Source organism: Spirillospora sp. NPDC048911 (assembly GCF_043198015.1).
GTDB lineage: Bacteria > Actinomycetota > Actinomycetes > Streptosporangiales > Streptosporangiaceae > Spirillospora.
In genome coordinates this window covers 369,104-390,935 of record NZ_JBICUD010000007.1, presented here as the reverse complement: position 1 = coordinate 390,935, position 21,832 = coordinate 369,104, and the positions used below count along the sequence as shown (strand labels likewise).

The 21,832-nt window shown below is 71.5% G+C and carries 18 protein-coding genes and 1 tRNA gene; 7 read left to right on the top strand and 12 right to left on the bottom strand.

Annotated elements, in window-relative coordinates:
• Positions 1–72: 72 nt before the first annotated feature.
• Both ACGFNU_RS31330 and sigK read left to right on the top strand, forming a co-directional pair.
• Entirely contained in the window at positions 73–1,608 is a 1,536-nt protein-coding gene (locus tag ACGFNU_RS31330; RefSeq protein WP_392599418.1) for a nickel/cobalt transporter, read from the top strand.
• A gap of 39 nt (positions 1,609–1,647) precedes the next feature.
• Complete coding sequence (gene sigK / locus ACGFNU_RS31325) at positions 1,648–2,244, top strand: ECF RNA polymerase sigma factor SigK (protein WP_392599417.1); 597 nt, start codon at positions 1,648–1,650, stop codon at positions 2,242–2,244.
• A 14-nt stretch (positions 2,245–2,258) separates the two neighbouring features.
• Here the strand turns inward: sigK and ACGFNU_RS31320 are convergent, their stop codons facing one another.
• The gene (locus ACGFNU_RS31320; RefSeq protein ID WP_392599416.1) at positions 2,259–2,837 is read right to left on the bottom strand and encodes a response regulator transcription factor; all 579 of its coding nucleotides are present in this window, start codon (positions 2,835–2,837) and stop codon (positions 2,259–2,261) included.
• Positions 2,838–3,039: 202 nt separating this feature from the next.
• Between ACGFNU_RS31320 and ACGFNU_RS31315 the strand changes: the two genes are divergently transcribed.
• Positions 3,040–3,426, top strand: a complete 387-nt coding sequence (locus ACGFNU_RS31315; RefSeq protein WP_392599415.1) for an ester cyclase — start codon at positions 3,040–3,042, stop codon at positions 3,424–3,426.
• A 3-nt stretch (positions 3,427–3,429) separates the two neighbouring features.
• Here the strand turns inward: ACGFNU_RS31315 and ACGFNU_RS31310 are convergent, their stop codons facing one another.
• The 5 genes from ACGFNU_RS31310 to ACGFNU_RS31290 all read right to left on the bottom strand — a co-directional run bounded on the left by ACGFNU_RS31310 (position 3,430) and on the right by ACGFNU_RS31290 (position 6,564).
• Complete coding sequence (locus ACGFNU_RS31310) at positions 3,430–3,798, bottom strand: VOC family protein (RefSeq protein ID WP_392599414.1); 369 nt, start codon at positions 3,796–3,798, stop codon at positions 3,430–3,432.
• A gap of 89 nt (positions 3,799–3,887) precedes the next feature.
• Entirely contained in the window at positions 3,888–4,751 is an 864-nt protein-coding gene (locus tag ACGFNU_RS31305) for an LLM class flavin-dependent oxidoreductase (protein WP_392599412.1), read from the bottom strand.
• A gap of 106 nt (positions 4,752–4,857) precedes the next feature.
• A tRNA-His gene (locus tag ACGFNU_RS31300) sits at positions 4,858–4,933 on the bottom strand.
• A 75-nt stretch (positions 4,934–5,008) separates the two neighbouring features.
• Positions 5,009–5,608: an oligoribonuclease gene (gene orn / locus ACGFNU_RS31295; RefSeq protein ID WP_392599411.1), complete on the bottom strand. Its 600-nt coding sequence runs from the start codon at positions 5,606–5,608 to the stop codon at positions 5,009–5,011.
• A gap of 290 nt (positions 5,609–5,898) precedes the next feature.
• The gene (locus tag ACGFNU_RS31290; protein WP_392599409.1) at positions 5,899–6,564 is read right to left on the bottom strand and encodes a pyridoxamine 5'-phosphate oxidase family protein; all 666 of its coding nucleotides are present in this window, start codon (positions 6,562–6,564) and stop codon (positions 5,899–5,901) included.
• A gap of 67 nt (positions 6,565–6,631) precedes the next feature.
• Here ACGFNU_RS31290 and ACGFNU_RS31285 point away from each other — a divergent pair, with 67 nt between their 5' ends.
• Positions 6,632–8,017, top strand: coding sequence for a PLP-dependent aminotransferase family protein (locus ACGFNU_RS31285; protein WP_392599407.1), 1,386 nt, complete (start codon positions 6,632–6,634; stop codon positions 8,015–8,017).
• A gap of 86 nt (positions 8,018–8,103) precedes the next feature.
• On the opposite strand, the gene ACGFNU_RS31280 is transcribed toward ACGFNU_RS31285, so the two are convergent.
• Complete coding sequence (locus ACGFNU_RS31280) at positions 8,104–8,850, bottom strand: hypothetical protein (protein WP_392599405.1); 747 nt, start codon at positions 8,848–8,850, stop codon at positions 8,104–8,106.
• 396 nt (positions 8,851–9,246) lie between these two features.
• Between ACGFNU_RS31280 and ACGFNU_RS31275 the strand changes: the two genes are divergently transcribed.
• A complete protein-coding gene (locus tag ACGFNU_RS31275) occupies positions 9,247–10,332 on the top strand; it encodes a phosphotransferase family protein (protein WP_392599403.1) in 1,086 nt (361 codons plus the stop codon).
• 64 nt (positions 10,333–10,396) lie between these two features.
• On the opposite strand, the gene ACGFNU_RS31270 is transcribed toward ACGFNU_RS31275, so the two are convergent.
• From ACGFNU_RS31270 to ACGFNU_RS31260, 3 genes are all read right to left on the bottom strand, one after another.
• Positions 10,397–11,881: an RNA polymerase sigma factor gene (locus ACGFNU_RS31270; protein WP_392599401.1), complete on the bottom strand. Its 1,485-nt coding sequence runs from the start codon at positions 11,879–11,881 to the stop codon at positions 10,397–10,399.
• Between the two features lie 230 nt (positions 11,882–12,111).
• Positions 12,112–13,614 (bottom strand): RNA polymerase sigma factor, encoded by a 1,503-nt coding sequence (locus tag ACGFNU_RS31265; protein ID WP_392599399.1) that lies wholly within the window; start codon positions 13,612–13,614, stop codon positions 12,112–12,114.
• 470 nt (positions 13,615–14,084) lie between these two features.
• Positions 14,085–16,334, bottom strand: coding sequence for a hypothetical protein (locus tag ACGFNU_RS31260; RefSeq protein ID WP_392599397.1), 2,250 nt, complete (start codon positions 16,332–16,334; stop codon positions 14,085–14,087).
• Between the two features lie 656 nt (positions 16,335–16,990).
• Between ACGFNU_RS31260 and ACGFNU_RS31255 the strand changes: the two genes are divergently transcribed.
• Together ACGFNU_RS31255 and ACGFNU_RS31250 are read left to right on the top strand one after the other, a co-directional pair.
• Positions 16,991–18,034 (top strand): endonuclease/exonuclease/phosphatase family protein, encoded by a 1,044-nt coding sequence (locus tag ACGFNU_RS31255; RefSeq protein ID WP_392599395.1) that lies wholly within the window; start codon positions 16,991–16,993, stop codon positions 18,032–18,034.
• A gap of 34 nt (positions 18,035–18,068) precedes the next feature.
• Complete coding sequence (locus ACGFNU_RS31250; protein WP_392599393.1) at positions 18,069–18,890, top strand: TrmH family RNA methyltransferase; 822 nt, start codon at positions 18,069–18,071, stop codon at positions 18,888–18,890.
• Here the strand turns inward: ACGFNU_RS31250 and ACGFNU_RS31245 are convergent.
• Together ACGFNU_RS31245 and ACGFNU_RS31240 are read right to left on the bottom strand one after the other, a co-directional pair.
• Positions 18,883–20,427 carry an AMP-binding protein gene (locus ACGFNU_RS31245; RefSeq protein WP_392599391.1) on the bottom strand — a complete coding sequence of 515 codons (1,545 nt, stop codon included), beginning with the start codon at positions 20,425–20,427 and terminating at the stop codon, positions 18,883–18,885. The genes ACGFNU_RS31250 and ACGFNU_RS31245 overlap by 8 nt on opposite strands.
• Positions 20,418–21,791 carry an MFS transporter gene (locus tag ACGFNU_RS31240; RefSeq protein WP_392599390.1) on the bottom strand — a complete coding sequence of 458 codons (1,374 nt, stop codon included), beginning with the start codon at positions 21,789–21,791 and terminating at the stop codon, positions 20,418–20,420. Before ACGFNU_RS31240 ends, ACGFNU_RS31245 begins: the two co-directional genes overlap by 10 nt.
• Positions 21,792–21,832: the final 41 nt, after the last annotated feature.

Genomic DNA, 21,832 nt, shown 5'->3' with positions numbered 1-21,832 from the left:
CCCGCCTCCGCGAGGTCTGCGTCTGCGATGCCCGCATCCGTGACGGTCGCGTTTGCGAGGTCTGCGTCTGCGATGTCCGCGTTTGCGGGGGCGCTTCCTCGGCACCCGCTCGGCAACTTCTCTGTTAATCGTTATGACGGGCTGGTGGTCGCTCCCGGCGAGCTCCGCGTCGACCACGTCCAGGATTTGGCGGAGATTCCCACTGCTCAGGCGGGCCAGCAGATCAAGGACGACGGGCAGGGCTGGGCGGCTGCGCGCTGTGCCGAAGCCGCCCGTTCCATGGGCGGCACGGCGGCTCAGCGGCCGCTGACCTTCGCGGTGCGCTCGTCGGCAGTACGGATCACACCTGGGCAAGCCGGACTTCCGACCGCGCGGTTGGAGTGCGCCCTCGCCGCGTCCGCCATCGGTGGCCCGATCGCCTTCCGCGACACGGGCGGTCCGGCCACGGTCGGCTGGCGCGAGATCACGGCACGCGGCGACCGGATGACGCTCACCTCGAGCGACGTACCGGCGGCATCGCGCAGCGCGCGACTCACGTCGTACCCGTCCGACCTCCTCTCCAGCCCGCTCGCCCAGCGGACCGCGAACCTGGGGGTGCGAGCGGGCGGACCCGCCCTGGCGCCCACCGAGACCCCGGTCACGAAGATTCTGCCGCGAGGTGCCGACAAACCGGCCCAGGCGTTCGCCGACCTGGTCGCCAACCGGCGCCTCACGCTGGGCTTCGCCGTCACCGCGCTGCTGATCGCCATCGCGCTGGGCGCCCTCCACGCCATCGCGCCGGGGCACGGAAAGACGATCATGGCCGCGTACGCGGTGAGCCAGGGTCGCCGTGCTCGCCGCAACATCCTGACGCTCGGCATCACCGTCACGCTCACCCATACGGCAGGCGTGCTTGCCCTGGGCCTGGTTGTTCTCTCGGGCACCGTCGTCGCCCCTGGCCTCGTCTTCGGAGGTCTAGGCGCGGCCAGCGGTCTCCTTGTCGCAAGCGCCGGGGCCCTCATGCTGCGCCGTGCCGTCCGCGTGTTCAGAACGGGAGCCCATACCCACAGCCACACGCATGCCTTTGGCCACGGCCACGGGCACGGGCACGGCCACGGGCACGGGCATGAGCCGCCGCGTCTGCATGACGCCAAGGCCATTCAGGAGTCGGTGCACACTCACCACGCCGCTACTTCGACCCTCGTACGTTCCGCTGCTGTCACTGAAGCGCCCGGCCACCAGCATCCGGACGGCGGCACCCACGTCGGAGAGACGCACGATGACTCGGAGCGGAGTCGGGGGGCGGCGTTGATGGGGTTCGCCGGCGGGATGGTGCCGAGTCCCTCGGCGGTGCTCGTGCTCATCGGCGCGGCCGCCATCGGCAAGGCGTGGTTCGGCGTCGTGCTGGTGCTCGCGTACGGCGTGGGCCTGGCGCTCACGCTGATCCTCGTCGGCCTGCTCGTCATGGGCGCCGGCCGTGCGCTGGCCGCCCGCCTTTCCGACCGCGTGGACCAGCCACGCCTGCTGAGACGGGTGAATCTGCGCGCGCTGCCCATGGCGACCTCCCTCGCGGTCGTCCTCCTCGGCGTCTGGCTGCTGCTCCGCAGCCTGCCCACGGTCTTCGGGTGACCGGATCCGGCCACGGCCGTGGGAGAAGCGGGATGAACGATGTGGGGACGTAGGCAGGCCGCGGCGACCCCGGTGGAATCACAGTCCCCGGTGGACCTGAACGCGCTGCTCCTGGACGTGGCGCGCAACGACGCGGCCGCGTTCGAGGAGCTTTACGACGAGGTGGCCGGGGTCGTCTACGGCCTGATCCGCAGGGTCGTCCGCGATCCGGCGCAGTCGGAGGAGGTGGCGCAGGAGGTCCTGGTGGAGGTATGGCGCACGGCCCTGCGGTTCGACCCCGCGCGGGGCGGCGCGATGGCCTGGATCACGACGATCGCGCACCGGCGGGCCGTCGATCGCGTCCGGTCCGCGCAGGCGGCGGCGGAACGGGAGGAACGCGCGGCCCAGAGCGCGGCCGAGATACCCCACGACGAGGTCGCCGAACAGGTCGTCGACCGGCTCGAACGGGAACGGGTGCGCCGCTGCCTGGACGGGCTCAGCGGCATCCAGCGCGAGGCGGTGACGCTGGCCTATTACGGCGGCCACACTTACCGGGAGGTCGCCGAACTGCTCAAGGTACCGCTGGGCACCGTCAAGACCCGTATGCGCGATGGGCTCATCCGAATGCGCGATTGCCTCGGCGTCCGGACGACATGACCGGGAAACCGGTGTCAGTCTTTGCCGGGGAGCACGCTCATCATGCCGCGCCAGAGAGCGATGGCGGTGGCCCGGGAGCTGACGCCGAGTTTGGCGTAGATGCGATTCACGTGGTTTTTGACGGTCTTTTCGCTGAGGAAGAGTTGGCGGGCGATCTCGCCATTCGAACGGCCGCTGGCGATGAGATCCATGACCTCGGCCTCGCGTGCGGACAAACCGAGGCTGACGCGGCTGGCGTCGCGGACGCTGCGGATCAGGTCCCGTACGGTGAACGACCCCGGGACCAGATGGCCGCAGGCGCCGCCCCGGATCGCGACCTCGACCGTGCCCTGGTCTTCGGCTGAGGCCAGCACGAACACGCGGGCGCTGCGGCTGAGGGGGGTGGCGTGGCCGGTGCGGGCGGCGTCGGCGTCGAGCAGGACGATGTCGGGACGCAGCCGTTCGGCCAATCCGACCGCGTCCGTGCCGTCACCGGCCTCGGCGATCACTTCGAGCTCTTCGCTGCCGGACAGAAGTGAGACGACATCGGCGCGAGCGTGCGGATTGCCGTCCACCACCATCACGCGCAGCGGGGCGGTTTCGTCGACACTCATCCCGCCTCCGGCGGTGCGACTTGGAAGTGCCATTGCCATTTATCACGTCGGAGCATAACCGGCCGATCATCGGGAGCCAACGAGCTTAGTCGATGGACGGGGCCAGCGGGATAGGTGCGCCTGCCGGTAAAGAACCGTTCTGTCCACCGCCATACGGCTCGTTCGGGTCGCTCCGGCCGCCGATGGCGGGCAGAGTGGAGGCGTGTCCGACCAGAACAAGGCCGCCGCCCTCCTCGCGTTCGAAGTATGGGGTACCGGAGAGCTTCACCGGCTCGACGCCATCGTCGCCCCCGACGTGATCCACCACGATCCGTACGACCCGAACGGCGGGCACGGCCTCCCCGGCATGAAGAAGTCGATCGCCAGGAATCGCGAGGCGTACCCCGACCTGCTGATCACCGTCGACGACCAGATCGCCGAGGCGGACCGGGTGGCCACCCGGTGGACGGCCGCCATGACCCACGACGATCGCCGGGTCACCCTCACCGGCGTCACCATCGACAGGTTCGAGAACGGCAAGATCGTCGAGGCCTGGCGGACCATCGACATGCTCAGCTTTCTCCGGCAGGCCAAGCCCCCCGCCGCGTAAGGCCTACGCCTGGAGAACGGAGAGGACGTTCCCGGCCGGGTCGGTGAACCAGGCGATAGGCGGCCCCTCGGCACGGAAGATGCCGCGCTCATCCTGGGGCATTCCTTCATATCGCAGGAATTCCACTCCCCGCCTGGCGAGTTCGTCCACGGCCGAGTCGATGTCGTCGACCGGGAAGTTGAGGACGGTGAACGTCGCCGGAGCGTGGTTCGGCTTCGGATACACGATGACGGGACGACCACCCGCGATATCGAGGGTGAGCCCAGGCGGCTGTTCTGTCACGTCGAGGCCCAGGATCTCGCCGTAGAACTTCTTCGCCGCGTCGAGATCGTTCACTGAGAAGCCGCTGAACGCCTTGGTATCTCTGAACATGGCTTTTCCTTCCTGTCAGAGATACAGACCACCCAGCCGCAGCCAAATCATCGCCGACGACGCTTTCGAATCCTGGTCGTGGGGACGGTCTAAGAGACGAGGGGACGGACCTTTTCGGCGGCGAACCGGACGAAGTCCACCGGGTCGGGCTCGTCGGCCGTGGGTTGCAGGATGACGGTGTCGGCTCCGGCGTCAGCCAGCAGCCGCACGGCCTCGGCGATGTTCTCGGCGTCTCCGGCGACGGTGAAGGGCGGGTGATTCCTCGTGTCGGGCTCGGCCCGGATGCGTTCGTCCGCGCCCGGCCCGGTCGCGGCCAGCAGATACACCACGATCTCGTGGCGGTCCGTCCGCCCGCCGGTCGCGCGCCCCTCTTCGACGAGGCGGCGCGCCTCCCGCACCGCCTCCGGATCGGTGTCGGCGGTGAGGATCGTGCCGTCCGCGCACTCGCCGGTCAGCCGGAGCGTGCGCGGCCCCGTCGCCCCGGCGAACACGGGAGCCGCCGCGGACGGCGGCCAGTCGAGCGCGACCCCGTCGAGCTTGACGTAGCGTCCGTCCACCGTGACGCGCTCACCACGCAACAAAGCGCGCATGGCATCGAGATGCTCGCGCAACAGGGTCATCGGCGAATCAACCCGCGCGCCGACCTGCCCCATCCAGTCCTGGACGCCGTGACCGACCGCGAGCACGACCCGTTCCGGAAACAGCCGATGCAGCGTGGCCGCCTCCATCGTGGCCAGCGCGACGTTCCGCAGGGGCACCGGCAGCAGCCCGACGCCGACGCGCAGCCGCCGCGTCCACGCCAGCGCCGCGGCCGCCGAGGCGATGCCGCTCTCGAAGAAGCAGTCTTCCCACAGCCAGAGCTGTTCCAGGCCCGCGTCGTCCGCGGCGGTGGCCACGTCGCGCAGCCGTTCGGGAGGCAGTTGAGGACGGAACACGGCACCGAGAGCGGTCATGCGATCATCCTAGATCGCCGATCTTCGGCCCCTCCGCGCCAGACCGAGGGGCCGCCCAAAAGACCAAGGGCCCGGCCACCGTCCCCGATGACCAGGCCCTTGACGCTGGGGTGAGTGAGGGGACTTGAACCCCCGACATCTTGGACCACAACCAAGTGCTCTGCCAGCTGAGCTACACCCACCATGGCCGGGATCATCTCCCGGCTCCAAAGAGTGTAGCGCCTCCCGATGGGTGCGTGGCCACTCGGTTTGCGGGCTCAGCCGGAGGCGACGATCTCGGCGGCCAGGGCGCGGGCGGTGTCGGAGTCGGGGCCCGGCTGGGCCACGAAGACGGCGGCGCGGTAGTAGCGGAGCTCCTGGATGCTCTCGGTGATGTCGGCGAGGGCCCGGTGGCCGCCCTTCTTCTCGGGGCTGGCGAAGTAGACGCGGGGGTACCAGCGCCGGGAGAGCTCCTTGATGCTGGAGACGTCGACCATGCGGTAGTGCAGGTGGGAGTCCAGGGCGGGCATGTCGCGGGCCAGGAACGAGCGGTCGGTGGCGATGGAGTTGCCGCAGAGCGGGGCCTTCTTGGCGTCGCGGACGTGCTCGCGGACGTAGCGCAGGACGGTGTCCTCGGCCTCGGCGAGCGTGACGCCACCGGGCAGGACGTCGAGGAGCCCGGACGTGGTGTGCATGTCGCGCACCACCTTGGACATCTGGGTGAGGGCCTCCTGCGGCGGCTTGATCACCACGTCGACGCCCTCATCGAGGATGTTCAGCTCACTGTCGGTCACCAGCGCGGCTATCTCGATCAACGCGTCGTTACGCAGGTCGAGCCCGGTCATCTCACAGTCGATCCATACGAGCCGCTCGTTCATGGGATTCACCCTACGACCATGAACGACTCCGCGGGTCATCGAGTTCGGATCGAGTTGACGAAGAGTTCGAGGTCGCCGCCGTTGGGTGGCTGTCCGGGAGGGAGAGGCAGACGGTGCCGGTGCGGTCGATCACGATGAGCACGACGGTCTCGCTGCGGAAGTTCCAGCCGCGGGATTGCGCCTCGGGTCGCGGTACCAGCCCTGCGGGGTTCTGACCGCTCATGACCCGAGTATGTGCGCACCCGCAGGCGTTGGGGACACCCTATTCGCGGCCTCACCTGGCCGTCGGCTCAGCCGGCGGCTCTCGAAGGCCGGTCGGCGATGTGCGGCGGGACGGGGATGCCTGGGCGGAGGAGGGGATCGGGTTCGGGAGTGCCGAAGGCCTGGCGCACCGGGACGACTCCGGCCCAGACGTCCAGGGCGTGGTCCTCGTCGTCGTCCGAGGGCGGCCCTGTCCGTACCTTGACGGAGGCCTCCTCCAGCGACAGGGCCAGGACGGTGGTGCCCGCGAGCTCCTTGCGCGTCGGCTTCCGGGCCACGTCCCACTGGCCGGGCGCCAGCTGTTCGGTGACGGCCCGGAGCCCCGCGAGCTTCTCGTCCGGGTCGGTGACCAGGCGAGGGGCACCGTAGATGATCGCGCTCCGGTAGTTCACGGAGTGGTGGAAGAGCGACCGCGCCAGGACGAGGCCGTCCAGGTGCGTGACGGTGACGCAGATCTCCTGGCCCTGGCCGGCGATGAGGCTCTGGGCGCCGGTCGAGCCGTGGACGAAGAGGGTGTCGCCGGCCCGCCCGTACCCCGTCGGGATCACGCGGGGGGAGCCGTTCACCACGACACCGAGATGGCAGATCAGGCCGCCGTCGAGCACCTCGTAGAGGCCGGAGCGGTCGGCGAGCCCGCGTTCGCTCAGGCGGCCGAGGCGGGTGCGGTCGGTGGGGGACAGTGGTGTCGCGTTCATAGGCCTTACGCTAGGAGGCAAGTGGCCTGGCCTGTAGGGCCACTTGATAAAGATAACGGGAGACCACTTGCCGACCCTCGATCTGCCGCTCACGGTCGACCGTTCCGCCGGGGAGCCGCTGAACGTCCAGCTCACCGGCCAGCTTCGCGCCGCCATGAAGGAAGGACGGCTGGCGGCGGGCGAGCGGCTGCCCTCCAGCCGCTCGCTGGCCGGGGTGCTCGGCGTCAGCCGGACGGTCGTGACGGAGGCGTACGAGCAGCTGTACGCGGAAGGCTGGCTCGAGGGCAGGCACGGATCGGGCACGTACGTCACAGAGATCGCCGCCGCGCCGCCCGTCCGCGCCGACCTGGTGCCCACGGCCCTGACGCCGGAGAGCTGGGAACGCCCAGGGCGTCCTGGCACGCTCGACCTGCGTCCCGGAGTCGCCTGGATCGGCGCCCTCGACACCCCCGCGTGGCGTCGTGCCTGGCGGCTGGCGGCGACCGTCGCGCCCGCCGCCCGCCCCGATCCGCACGGGCTGCCCGGCCTGCGCGCGCTCCTCGCCGACTACGTGCGCCGCAGCCGTGGCGTGGCCTGCGCTCCCGAACGGCTGCTGGTGACGCGAGGCTCGACCAACGGTCTGGACCTGCTCGCGGCCACGATCCTGAAGCCGGGCGACCGCGTGGGCGTCGAGGACCCCGGCTACCGCAAGGCCCGTTCCGTGCTGGCCGCCCGGGGCGCCGACCTCGTGCCCTGCCCGGTCGACGAGCACGGCCTGATCGTCGATCACCTGCCGGACGATCTGCGGCTGGTCTACACGACGCCGTCCCACCAGTACCCGCTGGGCGGCGTGCTGCCGGTGCCGCGCCGCCAGGCGCTGCTGGCGTGGGCCCGCCGCACCGGCACGCTGATCGCCGAGGACGACTACGACGGGGAGTTCCGGTACGACGTCGCGCCGCTGCCCGCGCTGTACGGCCTGGACCCGGACGTGGTCGTCTACCTCGGCACCACGGCCAAGATCCTCACCTCGGACGTCGGGGTCGGCTGGCTGGTCGCCCGTCCCGACCTCGTCGAGGCCATCGCCCGCCGCCGGGCCGACCTCAACGACCGCACGGCCGTCGTCCCCCAGGAGGCCCTGCGCCTCCTCCTCGAACGCGGGGACCTCGAACGGTACGTACGCCGCATGAGGGCCGAGTACGCGCGCCGCCGGACGGTCGTCGCCGAAGCCCTGCACGGCCTGCGCCTGCGAGGCGACACCGCCGGTCTCCACCTCGTCGTCGAACTGCCCGCGGGGCGGACCGAACGCGTCGTCCGGGAGGCGGCCGAGCGCGGCGTCCTCCTGGACACCCTCGAACGTCACCACACCGGCACCCCGGCCGCCTTCGGCCTGGTCATCGGCTACGGCTCAGCCGCCAACCCGACCGACCTCAAGACCGCCTGCACCCTCGTCCGAACCCTGATCACCGCCCCCTGACGCCAACCCCTGACGAGACGCGGGCGAGGCGTTGCGGACGCGGGGGTTGCGTGGACGGGGGAACGCTTGTGCGGCCGGGCGGGGGGTCAGCGGCGGGCTGGTTCGGGGCGGGCCGGGTCCGGGGTGCGGGTGGGGTCAGGGGTCCGGGCCGGGTCGGCGGAGAGCGGCGGGTCGGGCGTGTGGACCGGGTCGGCCACGGCTCGTACCAGCGCGGACGGCCGGGGGAGGCGCGTCGGCGGGCGGGCGGTCTCGTGGCCGGGGACGGGGCGGGGTCTCGGGATGGCGGCCACCGGGGTGTCGGGGCCGGTGATGCGGCGGACGTCGATGCCGCCCGGGTCGGGGCGTTCGGCGCCGGGGACCTGGGAGGCGCCGTAATGGCCCCCGCGGGACCAGTCCCGGCGGCTGCGGCTGGAGTGGTACGACTGGGGCGACGGGAGCGGCGGGCCGGCGGGCCAGCGGCGGGCCACGCCCCAGGCGTCCAGCCAGCGCATGAGCGGGTCGAGGCCGTTGAGCAGGGTGTTGGTGAACGGATCGCGGGCCTGGCCGACCACCATGATCTGGACGTTCACGCGCCCTTCCCGGCCGACGTCACCGAGCAGCGGGGCCGCGCGGGTGATCGGCACCGACTGGATGATCTCGCCGGAGCAGGGGTTCCAGACCACGTGCGCGGAGCGGCCGGCCCGGCGGAGGTCGGCGGCCACCGACCGGGCCGAGACCGTGCGCGGGTCGGATTCGCTGCTGAACCAGGAGACGCGAGGAGCACCTCCCCTCAACGCTCCGCCGTCCTTCTGCGCCGGCATGCGTCCGGCTCCCGGCAGCCATGCGTCGGCCACGGTGCGTCCCCCCCAATCGGGCGGTCGTGCCCCGAATTGGTCTAGTCCTTTTAGTTCGCAGCCCGACGGGACCCGCAAGTCCAGCCTGCCGCCTTGGGCTGGTTTCGACGGCTGAGCGGCACGGCGTCCAGTAGATACCACTCTGATCGCGTGTCGATGCAGATGCGTACCCTTCCTGCCGCCTGAATCCACCTCCGTGATCATGGTTCCTGTGGAACGTTCGGTTCGGGGTATGTGTCGATCGAGGTTTCCTCAGGTGAGAGGCATGATCATGGCACGAGAGCGGGGCCCGGTGACGGCCGGAAGTGGCCGGGAGGTTACGTTCCGTGCGGCTGCGCCGCCCAACGCGGGGGTGCCCTTCACAGGTGAGACCGAGTCACGTTCTAATAGGGCGTCATGACCGTTGACGCTGAACTTCCGGCCGGAGTCCCCGGCATCGACGTACCCCGCCTGGCGGACTGGCTGGCGCGCGCCCTGCCCGGGGCCGGGCGGATCACCGCGATCGACCTCATCGCGGGTGGACGGTCGAACCTGACCTACGGGATCACCCTGGCGGACGGTCGCAGGATCGTGCTGCGGCGGCCTCCGCTGGGGCACGTCCTGCCGACGGCCCACGACATGAGCCGCGAGTACAAGGTCCTGTCGGCGCTGGGCGCGGGCAGCACGGTCCCCGTCCCCACGACGCTGGCGTTCTGCGACGACGAGGACGTCATCGGGGCGCGGTTCTACCTCATGGACTTCGTCGAGGGCCAGGTGCTCCGCACGCGCGAGGACGCCGAGGGCATCACGCCCGAGCAGGCCGGACAGCTGAGCGAACGTCTCGCCGAGGCCCTCGCCGCGATCCATCTCGTCGATGTCGAGGCCGTCGGCCTGGGCGACTTCGGACGGCCGAGCGGCTACATGGCCCGCCAGCTCAAGCGTTGGGGCAAGCAGTGGGACAGCTCACAGGAGGCCATCCGGGCGGGCGGCGCGACGCATGACGTGCCCGAGTATGACCGGCTCGCGGCCCGGCTCGCCGAACGCCTCCCCGCCGACGGGCCGGCGCGCCTCGTCCATGGCGACTTCCGGCTGGACAACGCGCTCGCCCGCCTGGAGCCGCGCCCTGAGATCGCCGCCGTGGTCGACTGGGAGATGTCCACGCTCGGCGACCCGCTTTCGGACCTCGGCCTGACCCTCGTCTACTGGGCCGAGGCGGACGACGACGAGGGGCTCCCGGTGGGCGCCACGATCACGTCCGCTCCCGGCTTCCACACGCGGCGGGAGTTCGCCGAACGCTATGCGGCGCTCACGGGGTTCGACCTGGGCGCCCTCGACTTCTACGTCGCGTTCGCCTGCTTCAAGCTCGCGGTCATTCTCGAAGGCATCCACGCCCGCTTCCTGCAGAACGCCACGGTGGGCGAGGGTTTCGACCAGATCGGCGAAGGCGTCCCCGTGCTGGTCAACCGCGCCCACAAGGTTCTCGACACAGGCTCGGCCTGGTAGTAACGGCGGGGGCGCCCTGCTGGGGGAGAGAAGACCAGTGGGCGCCCCCGCCGTAGTTCGGGGGTCAGCAGTAGGAGACTTGGGCGGCACCGCCAGGGGCGAACGAGACCGTTCCGTTTTCCTTGCCCCAGCAGAAGCCGTTCGTGCGCGACACCTGCACCTCGACCGACTGGCCCTTGAGCAGACGGCCCGAGCCGCCCGCGCTGAGTTCGCCCGAGGCGCCGGTGACCCGCCAGTTCACCGGACCGCCGACCGCGGTGATCCGGATGGGGCAGGAGGAGTTCACGCCCATGCTGCAGCCCGCCACCGCCAGCGAGCCCGGCCGCGGCCGTCCCGGAGGCGGCGGTACGCGAGGCTCTTGCGGCGGCGCGCTCCGTCCGGGCGCGCCGGAGGGGGGCTTGGACGGCGACGTGCTCGGCGTGGGGCTCGTCGTGGTCGGTGACGGCGACGGGGACGTGGACGTCGAGGACGCGGTCGGGAGGGGAGTCTCGCCCGGCGGCGTCTCGTCCGGCGGGGAGGACGAGGGCTCCTGGCCGGACGACGGCGGGGGAGCGGCCGAGTTGGCGCCCGAGTCGCCGCCCGAGAAGACGGTCACCGCCCCGGCGATCAGGGCGACGAAGGCGAGCGCGCCGCCGATCGCGAGCAGCGGCACCTTCCGGCGGGACGGTTCCCGGTCGCGCACGACGCCGGGCTCGTAGGGGAGCGGCCAGCCCACGTCGTTGAACGGCTCGGCCAGGGCCGCGATGCCGCGCCGGGTGTCGGCACGGTCGGGGCTGGTCGCGGCGGTGAGCACGTCCAGCCGCAGGTCCCCGGGGATCGCCGCGATCGGCAGCACCGACATCAGCCGGTCCACCGGGAGCCGCGGCGTCTCGCGCGGGCCACAGGTCGGGCAGGTCGCCACGTGCCGGACGAGGGACTGGGCGATCTGCGGCGGCAACGGCCAGGTCTCGGTGAGCGCGGAGACGCTGGGGCAGTCCTCCCAGTGGTTCTGGGCGATCAGCGCAGCCCGCAGCGCGGCGTCGAGGTCGGCCTGGGCCTCGGCGAGGAGCTGGTCCGTCTCGGCGAGGGAGATTCCGAAGATCCCCGCGAGGTCGGGCGGGTCGAGCTCGTGGCGCACCGAGAGATCGATGGCCTCGCGCTGCCGTCCGCTCAGGGCGCCCAGCGCGCTGTGGGCGAGCGCCCTGCGCTCGGTGCGGCGCGCGAGCTGCTCGTCGCTGAGGTCGCCGTCCTCGGCCTCGGGCGCCTCCTGGCCGGTGTGGCGGTTGGGCTCGTCACGGCGCCGCATGCTCTCCTTGCGGGCGATCGCGTACAGCCAGCCGCGCAGCCGTTCCGGCTCCTGCAGCCCGGCGACGTGCTCCCGCGCGGCGATCAGGCAGTTGCGCAACGCTCCGGCCGCCTCGACCCGGTCACGCAGCAGGCCGTGGCAGTAGTCGAAGAGGAAGGGCGCGTAGGTGTCGTAGACCTCGGTCAGCGCGATGACGTCGCCCGCACGCAGGGCGCCTGCGAGCCGGGGATCGTCGAACTGACCGGAACCGGGTCCGCCGGCCACAGTTCCTCCAGTGAATAGGTTGCGTCGGACGTGCCCCCCGGCAGCCCGCCTGACGTTTGCCGGCGGGCTCTGGTTGACAGATCTTGCCACCTAATTCCTGAGATTTCTGCTTCTTGTGGGATTTGTGTGTTTGGTGAGGTACGGAGCGTGCTCGTTCCCGCCGCTTGATCGACAGTAAGTGACCATTGTGGTGAGTATCACGGCGAGGCGGACGTCGAGGAGCGCGAGAGTCAGCCGCCGTCAGGGGGCGCGCACTCCCAGGAGACGGTCGCGCTGCCGCCTGGGGAGAAGCGGACCGAGCCGGAGCCGGCGCCCGGCTTGGTGCACTCCGGGCGGGACGCGGTGACGCTGGTCGAGCCGCCCTTGCCGAGCCGCCCGCCGCCGCCTGCGGAAACGCCGCCGGTCGTGGTGGTGACGGACCAGGAGACGGGGCCGCCGATCGCTCGTACCCCGACGGCGCAGGACGACTCCCCGACCTTGATGGAGCAACCCGAGACCGACAGTCCGCCCGGCTGCTCCGGCGCCTTCGACGGAGGCTTGGGCTTCCGGGTGCGCGTGGGAGTCGGCGTCGGCGTCGGAGTGGGCGTCGGGGTCGGCGAGGACGTGGTGGGGGTGGGCGTCGGGGTCGGCGACTCCGCGGGCTCCTCCGACTCGGTCGGCTCCGTCGATTCGGAGGGCGTCTCGGACGGGTCGGCCGCGGACGTCGTGCCCTCGGGGGCGTTCGCCCCGGCGCGGTTGCTCCCGTCGCCCGGCAGCCACAGGAACGCGCCCAGCACGATGAGGATCACCACCGCCGCCGCGGCGACCGCCGGGAGGAGGGCCGGGGGCTTCGACCGTTGTTTCTGGGTGTCGCGCGCGGCCGGCCGCTCCAGGGTGACCGGCCAGCCCCAGGTGTCGAACGGCTCGGCCCGGTGGGCGATCATCGCGAGATCGTCCCGTAGCGCGGGGACGAAGGCGGTCTGCAGCACGCGGGCGCGCAGGTCGGCGGGCATGAGGGCCACCGGCAGGACCTGGAGCAGCCGTCCGGTCGAGACGCTGCGGTCACGCCGGTTCGTGCAGGTCGGGCAGGTCTCGATGTGCCGGATCAGCTTGCGGCTGACGGCCGGGGTGAGCGGCCACTCCCCGTCGTACACGAGGGCCGCGACGCTGGGGCACTCGTCGCGTCCGCTCCGTGCGATCAGGGCGGCGGCCAGCGCGTCGTCCAGGTGCCGGCGGGCCTCACCGACGAGGTCGGTGGCCTCCTGGGCGCTGACGCCCAGCACGCCGCCGATCTCCGCCGCGTCCAGGTCGTGCCGCAGGAGCAGGTCGAGCGCCTCGCGTTCAAGGCCGCGCAGGCCGGACAGGGCGCTGTGGACGAGCTGCCGGGTCTCCAGGCGCATGGCGCGCTCGTCGGCGTCGAGGAAGACGTCGTCGACCTCGGGGGCCTCCACGCGCTCGGTGGGGCGCTCCGGGTCCTGCAGGCGCCGCAGGCACTCGTTCCGGATCAGCGCGTACAGCCAGCCGCGGAACCGCTCCGGCTCGCGCAGGAGGCCGATGTGCGCGTACGCGACGATGAACGCGTCGTGCAGCGCGCCGGCCGCCGACTCCTGGTCGCGCAGCAGCGCGTGGCAGTAGTCGTAGAGGCGGGCCGAGTAGCGATCGACGATGTACGCCAGCGCGTCGGAGTCACCGGCGGCGAGGGACAGGGCCAGGCGCTGGTCGTCCTGCCGGTCGAGCGTGGGCCAAGCGGACACGTGGGTCCTCCCGCGTGCTGAGACGTCGGCGGGTGCGGGCCGGGAAGCCGCGCCGCAGAGGTGCCGTGTTTCAGGAAGCTGTCGTGCTCTCTGGCCCTCGGGAGGGCCGCCCTGCCGGGGCCGCCGTGGGGGCCGTCCCCGATGGGCCGATCCACCCCGCCACAGATCAGGGGGAGGTGAAAGGAGGCCCGACGGCCCCGCTCCCCGTCGGGCCTCCACCTAGATTGACGAGCGACCCCGCCGCCCGGTTGACACGGTTTCTGAACAAATCTCCCCGATTTGCCCAGAGGCCCTCGGGCGTCACCTCCGCAAGGGCCGGACCAGCAGATTTCCGGATGAAGTGGGCCGAAAAACAAACGAGGCCCTGGGGACGAAAGTCGTCTCCGGGGCCCCGCGGATGCCGCCTGGATGTCGCTGGGCGAGCTCAGGTGTTACTGAGCGAGCTCGGTCTTACTGAGCGAGCTCGGGTCTTACTGGGTGATGCGGCGCGAGAGCATCCGGAGGAAGATCTTGGCGATCTCCTGGGGGTTCCTGGCCACCTGGACGTTGCCGCCGGTGAGCTCGGCGATCGGCTCCATCTCGCTGGTGTCGACGTTGTCGCCGATGCCGATCATGTTGACCTGGATGGGCTTGTTCCGGTCCATCATGCCGCGCAGGCGCTTCATGGTCTGCTTGAACGTGGGGCCGCCCGGGTCGTCGTTGCCCTTGCCGTCGGTCAGCAGCAGGATCGAGTTGCCGAACTCCGGCTTGTAGGTGCGGTTCATCTCCTTGTACGCGGCCATGAGCGTCTCGAAGAGGCCCGTGTCGCCGGTGACCTTGGGCTTCGACGCGCTCAGCGACGACAGGACCAGGTCGCGGCGCTTCACCGAGCCGATGCGCTCGCCGAGCGGGCCGACCTGCACCACGGGCTTCCAGTCCTGGTTGCCCACGAGCTTCGTCGAGAACTCCCAGACGCCCAGCTCGGTGTCATCGGACATCATGCTGAGGCCGCCCTGGGCGGTCTTCGCGGTGGCCTGGAGGCGGGTGACGCCGGGCGCCATCTCCTCGGCCATCGTGCCGGACACGTCGAACAGCGTCAGGATGCGCAGGCCCAGCGACAGCCGCGACCACGCCTGCATGATCTTCTGGACGTCGGCGTCCTTCGGCGGCGGAAGCTGGCGCGGGCGCGCCGGGCTGACGCCCAGTTGCTCGCCGAAGCCGCTGGGCGCCTTGCCGTCGGGCGTCCGGAAGCCCAGCTGCCGCACGTCGCCGCGGGCGGCGTCGGTGTTCATCGCCTGTTCGAGCAGGCGCGCGGCCTTCTGCTTGTCGCCGTCGCCGCTGGTGATGTTGAACGGGTAGTCCATCGAGAGCGTGCCCTCGATCGGGTACAGCGCCACGGCCGGCTCGGCGGGGTTGCGCTTGTTGAAGCTGTAGAGCGCCTGCTCCGACGACAGCGCGACCGGCTGCTTGGCCGTACGGCCCTTCCGGAACTGCGCGAACTGCGAGTTCACGCTCGGCACGGTGCTCTCGCGGACCGTGCGCACGATGCTCGTGAAGATCTCGTTCTGGTTGGGGTCGTTGTTCAGCAGCGTGCTGACGACCATGAGCCCGGCCATCCCGGCCGAGTTGCGCGACGGCTCGGGCACCAGCAGCTTGATCGCGTTCGCCGGGATCATCTGGTTCTTGGTCACGCCGCCGCCGGTGACGCCGCCGGAGGCCTTGAGCAGGTTGTCCCAGGACGGCGTCGCGGTGACGCCCTGCTGCTTGAGCTGGCCGGCGAGGGTACGGGGGAGCCCGACGACGAGCGGGCTGGAGGCCACCGAGGTCTTGGTGGTCTGGACACTCTGCTTGCCCTTGGCCGTGCCGTGCACGAGCGAGGTCCACAGCGACGAGTCGGGGATCCACACGTCCGGGCGCTTGTTGCCGCCGGTCGCCACGCCCTGGCCCGACAGCAGCGTCGCCGCCGAGGCGGACTCGGTCTTGGCGACCTTGGCCGTGACGCACTTGCCGCCGACCTTGTGCCGGGCGCCGTTGAACCGCTCGGCCGTCTTGAGGACGGCGGGCGCGATGTCGGGCGAGGCCGCGACGTCCAGGTTGAGGGCGTCGCCGTCGCTGCAGCCGCCGCCGCTCTCGGCGAACGCGTACACGCCGACGCCGAGCAGCAGGGCCAGGCCGACCGCGCCGGCCATCGGGCCGATCAGCGCGGTCGCGCTGCGCTTCTTGCGCCGCCGCCCGTACTCGCCGCTGCCGTAACCGCCGGAGCCGCCACCGGGACCGCCGCCCGAGCCGCCGCCGTAGCCGCCCGAGTCGCCGGAACCGCCCGCGCGGCCGCCGAAGAACCCGGTCGGACGTTCGTCGGACCGGCTGATCGAGTCGTATTCGCCGTACGAGCCGCTGGCACCGCCGACGCCGCCCGCACCGCCGGCGCCCGGGGCACCGTGCTCGGCGGGGCCGGATTCCGGGCCGTACGGGCCGGCCGCGGCGGAACCGGGCCTCCCGAGACCGTAGCCGCCGGCGTCCGAGGCCCCCGTGAAGCCGCCTCCGCCGTAGCCGGGCTCGTCCGGCCGGGGGGTGAACCATTCAGGGTTCTCGGAACTGCCCGAAGCGCGCGCGGCGCCGTGGGCGCCGGATCCGGTGGCCGCTCCGTGCGGGCCCGAGGCGCCGGGAAGGCCCTGCGGCCCCGTTCCGCCGGGGGTTCCGTGCTGTCCGGACGCGCTGGAGGCGCCGTGCGGGCCTGACACGCCGGGAATCCCATGCTGTCCAGAGCCGCCGGGTCCGCCGGGCGTACCGGGCGTGCCCGCGCCCGCCGGTCCGCCCGTCGCGCCCAAGGCGCCCACGGCGCCGTACGAACCTGAAGCACTCGGGCGGCCGGGCGTGCCGCCGCCCGGGCGGCCGCCTGGACCGCCTGGGCTTCCGGCGCCAGGGCCACCGGCGACCGGGGCTCCGAGCGGCTGGCCTGCCGTACCGAGGTCGCCCGGACCGCCCGGCGCAGGGCCGGAGCCCGGTCCGGGCCGGCCGTCGCGGGATCCGAACCAGTCGGAGGACCCGTCATTGGCCGGGCCGAAGACCGGCCTGGAGGGGTCGAACCCACCGTCACCCGGCGTCCCCTCAGGGAAGTCGTTGCGATGACGTCCGCTCACGGCAGTCCTCGATTCACCAGAAACCCGTCGATGTTCCCCGGCACTGTAGTAGTACGACCCGGAGGTTACAAAGAGCTCAAATCTGATAATGGCGCAGGTCATGAGCGTACGTCTTGATAACTCATGCTTTGGCCCTTCCCCTTCACAGCCCGCAGTCGAAGCGCCACTCGGCGGCGCGGCAACTCGGCGGCGCCGCCGAGCGTCAGTAGATCTAGGGGGCGAGCCGTGGCGGCTCGCGCAAGGGGAGCGAGGTACCGGTGGGGGAGACGACGGCCGAGCCGGCGACCGGTTCGACGGCCGAAACGGACCGAAACCCGGGACGGTGGCGGGCCGTCGTCGCCTGGACCGGAGTGACCGCCTGGGGCACATGGGCGCTGGTCAGGCTGGCCGACGGTGATCGGCTTCCCCTCATCGGGGTCCCGGCCGCGCCACTGCTCGCGCTCACCCCGTACGTGGCCGCCGCCGTGCCCGTACCGATCGTCGTGGCCCTGCTCCTGCGCAGATGGCGGGCCGCCGTCGTGGCCGGAGTGGTCGCCGCGGGCCTGCTGAGCGCCGTCGTCCCGCGGGCGCTCGGCGGTGATCAACCGGCCGCCCGGGGCCCGGTCGTCCGGGTCCTGACCGCCAATCTGCTTTTCGGTGAGGCCGACCCCGCCCGCCTCGTCGAACTCGTCCGCGAAACCGGGGCGGACGTCCTCAGCCTGCAGGAACTCCGTCCCGAGGCGGTCGAACGGTACGAAAAGGCCGGGCTGACGGCGCTCCTGCCCCACAAGGCCCTGGATCCACGATGGGGCGCGGCCGGATCTGGCCTATATTCCCGCCACCCCTTGCGCGCGTTGCCCTCGCTTCCCCGGACGCAGATGGCGATGCCGCAAGCCGAGATCACCCTGCCCGGCGGCCGCCGCATCGAGGTGACCGCCGTCCACCCCGTGCCGCCGATCTCCTCCGAGTCGTTCCGCGACTGGAAGCGCGACCTGAAGGCCCTCCCGGACGCCCGCCCCGAGGCCGTCGCGTCGGCCCCGGCGGGCAGTTCCGCCAACCAGCCGGTACGGATCCTCGCGGGCGACTTCAACGCCACTCTTGACCACGCCAACCTGCGAGGCGTCCTCGACCGCGGCTACGCGGACGCCGCCGACCGCGCCGGCGCCGGGCTGGTGCCCACCTGGGGCACCACGGAGCCCCGGCCCCGCATCACGATCGACCACATCCTGGCCGACAGCCGCTGCGCCGTGACCAAGGTCGAGGTCCACGACCTGCCCGGCAGCGATCACCGGGCCCTCTTCGCCGAACTCCGCCTCCCCTGACCTCCGAACCCGCGACGCTCGGCACAATTGGGGGATGGCCCAGCTCGTTCCCGTCTCCGACCCCGCCGATCCGAGGCTCGCCGACTTCGTGAGCCTCCGCGACATGAACCTGCGCAAGAGCCTGGAGGCCGAGCACGGGCTGTTCATCGCCGAGGGCGAGAAGGTGATCCGCCGGGCCGTCGGCACCGGATTCCCCGTCCGCTCGTTCCTCATGGGCGAACGCTGGGTGAAGCCGCTGGCCGACCTGCTCGACGGCCTGGACGCCCCCGTGTACGTCGCGGACGACGCGACCGTGGAAGGCGTGGCGGGCTTTCAAGTCCACCGAGGCGCCCTGGCCTCGCTAGAACGCCTCCCGCTCCCCACCGTCAAAGACCTGATCACCCGCACCCACCGAATCCTCGTCCTCGAAGACCTCGTAGACCACGCGAACGTCGGCTCTATATATAGGTGCGCCGCGGCTCTGGGCATCGACGCGATCGTCCTGTCTCCTCGTTGCGCCGATCCGCTCTATCGCCGGGCGATCAAGGTCTCCATGGGGGCGGTCTTCGCGATCCCCTACGCGCGCATGAGCAACTGGCATGATGACCTGGGCATTCTCCGCGACGCCGGCTTCGGTCTTCTGGCCCTCACTCCTGACCGGTCGGCTACGCCTATGGACAAGGCCCCGCTGGGTGACCGTGTGGCGCTGATGCTCGGCTCGGAGGGTGACGGCCTCTCGTCCCGCTGGCTGTATGAGGCCGACGAACGCGTTCGCATCCCCATGAGCCCGACCGCCATGGCCAATGGCGTCGACTCCCTGAACGTGGTGGCCGCGGCCGCCATCGCCTGCCACGGGCTGATGCGCGGGGTCAGTTGACCCGGCGGTCCATTCCCGCCCAGAACGGCTCGCGCAACTCGCGCTTGAGGACCTTCCCGGTGGTCGACAGGGGGAGGGCGTCGACGAACTGGCAGCTGGTCGGCGTCTTCCAGGCGATCAACGGCTCGCAGTGCCGCCGGATGTCCGCCGCGCTCGCCGTCCGGCCGTGCTTGAGCACGATGACCGCGTGCACCTTCTCGCCCGGCTTGTCGTCGGGGATGCCGATCACCGCGACCGCGGCCACGGCGGGATGGGCCGCGATCGCCTGCTCCACCTCGGTGGAGAAGACGTTCCAGCCGTCGACGTTGATCACGTCCTTGATCCGGTCGACGATGAAGAGGTAACCGTCGTCGTCCAGGTATCCGCCGTCGCCGGTGTGGAGCCACCCGTCCCGGACCGTCCGCGCCGTCTCCTCCGGCTTGTTGAGGTAGCCGAGCATCATGGCGCCGGTGCGGACGATGATCTCCCCGACCTCGCCCGGCGGTAGCCGCACGCCCTCGCCGTCGACGATCTGCACCTCGGCGCCGAGCGCGGGCCGCCCGGCCGAACGCAGCTTCCTGCCCGCGACATGATCCTCCGGCGGCAGCAATGTGGCGAGACCGAACTCGTTCATCCCGTACCACTGGTGGAAGGCGGCGTTGGGAAACGCCTTCATCACCCTCGCCAGGAGTGCCTCGGTGATGGGCGCCGCGCCGTAGGCGATGCTCCGCATGCTGGACAGGTCGCGCGCGGCGATGTCCGGGCGATCGACGATCTGCTGCAGGGTGCCGGGGGCGAACGGCGCGTGCGTGACCCGGTGGCGTTCGATGGCGTCGATGAGCCCGCCGACGTCGGTCGTGCGCGGGATGACGGTGAGCCCGCCCCACATCCCCTGGATCAGCCAGGTCACCAGCATGGAGATCGAGGAGAAGTTCGACGTGATCAGGATGTGGCCGCCGGGGACGCCGTGGCACGGAACCCTCGCCGGAAGGATCAATGCCTGATGGACCAGGCCGGCGTGGCTGACCACGACGCCCTTCGCGCGTCCGGACGTTCCGCTGGTGTAGACGATGCCGGCGGGGGCCTCGCCACCCCGGCGAGCGTCCTCGACCGGCTCCGTGCTCGCGATCAGCTCCTCGAACCCGCGCATGCCGGCCGGCGGCGGCCCGTCGCCGACGTGGACGACCTCGCGCAGGTCGGGGCAGGCTTCCCTGATCTCCGTGAGGCGGTCCAGGAACGTGTCGTCGACGAAGAGGATCTCGGTCCGCGACTCGGCCAGCGCGTAGATCATCTCTCCCGTGCTCCACGCGGGGTTGACCGGGTGGAACACCCCGTCGGCCCATGCCACGGCCAGGAAGAACTCGATGTAGCGGTCCGAGCCGAGGGCGAGCATCCCCACGTGTTCACCGTCGCGCACGCCGTACCCCCGCAGGGCCCCGGCGAGGCGGGCCACCCTGTCGGCCTGTTCGCGCGCGGTCCGGGTCCGGTCGCCGTATACCGTGACCGGCTCGTCAGGAGCGAGCTGCAGCGCCCGATGGACGATGTGGGTTATGTGCATGGTCTCCTCCGGGTGGCACGGAAGGCGGTCAGGGCCGTCGCGAGCATGAACAAGGAGAGGACCAGGGCGCCGGTGAACGCTCCGGCGAGCGACTGGACGCGCGTCCCGTCCACCCGCTCGTACACGGCGACGAGGACGGCGATCCCCAGCGGCCCGCCGACCTGCATGGTCTGGATGAGGCCCGACGCGCTGCCGTGCTCGCCGGCGGGCAGATCGGTCATGGCCATCGCCGTCGCCGCCACCGACACCAGCCCGTGGCCCGCGCCGAAGAGCAGCACCGGGCCGAGGATCACGGACACGTAGGTGCTCGTCGCCGAGATCTGCGTCAGCCACGCCATCCCGATGACGGTGAGCACGGACCCGGCCACCATGACCTGCCTCGGCCCGGCGCGCGCCAGCAGCCACGGCACGGCCCTGTTCGCGGCGAGCACGGTGAGCGTGGTGGGAAGGAAGGCCAGCCCGGTCTCCAGCGGGCCGTAACCGAGGACCCCCTGCGCATAGAGAGTAAGGAAGAACATCATGCCGCTCATCGCGGCGGTGAGGAGCAGGCGCATGACGCAGGCGCCCGCGCGGTTCCGGTCGCGCAGCAGCCCCAGCGACATGATCGGCTGTGGGGCTCGCGCCTCGGCGGCGACGAACAGGGCCAGGAGAACGACCGCCACGGTGAGGACGGCGCCGACCAGCCCGTCCCCCCAGCCGGATTCGGCGGCGCGCACCACCCCGTAGACGAGGAGCGTCATCCCCGCGGTCGCCATGAGCGCCCCGGCCGCGTCGAAGCGGCCCCTGATACGCGGGGTCTCGTGGAGGCACCACCGGGAGAGCACCACCACGGCCGCCCCGACGGGCACGTTGATGAGGAACGTCCACCGCCACGTCCCCCACTCGATCAGCAGCCCGCCGGCGACCATGCCGAGCATCATGCCGAGGCTGCCCGCGCTCGTGGTGATGGCGTAGGCCCGGTTCCTGGCGGCCTCGCCGGGAAACCCGGTGGCGATCAGCGCCAGCGAGCCGGGTCCGGCGAGCGCGGCACCGGCCCCCTGCGCGGCGCGCGCGAGCAGGAGCGTCTCGGTGTTGAACGCGAGCCCGCCGGCGAGCGAGGCGACGGTGAAGAGCGCGGCCCCCGCGGTGAAGACCCGCCGATGGCCGAGGATGTCGCCCGCCCGGCCCCCGAGCAGCAGAAGGCCGCTGAACACCAGCGTGTAGGCGTTGACCACCCAGGAGAGCTCGGCCGCGGAGGCGTGCAGTTCCCGCTGGATGCCGGGCAGGGCGAGGTTGATGATCGTCACGTCGAGCAGCACGATCACCTGGCTCGCGGCCAGGATGCCGAGGGTCCACGTGCCCCGCGCCGGCGCCAAGATCATCATCGCGGGGGAAGGCTACCGCCCGCTCTCGATCATGGAAGTTG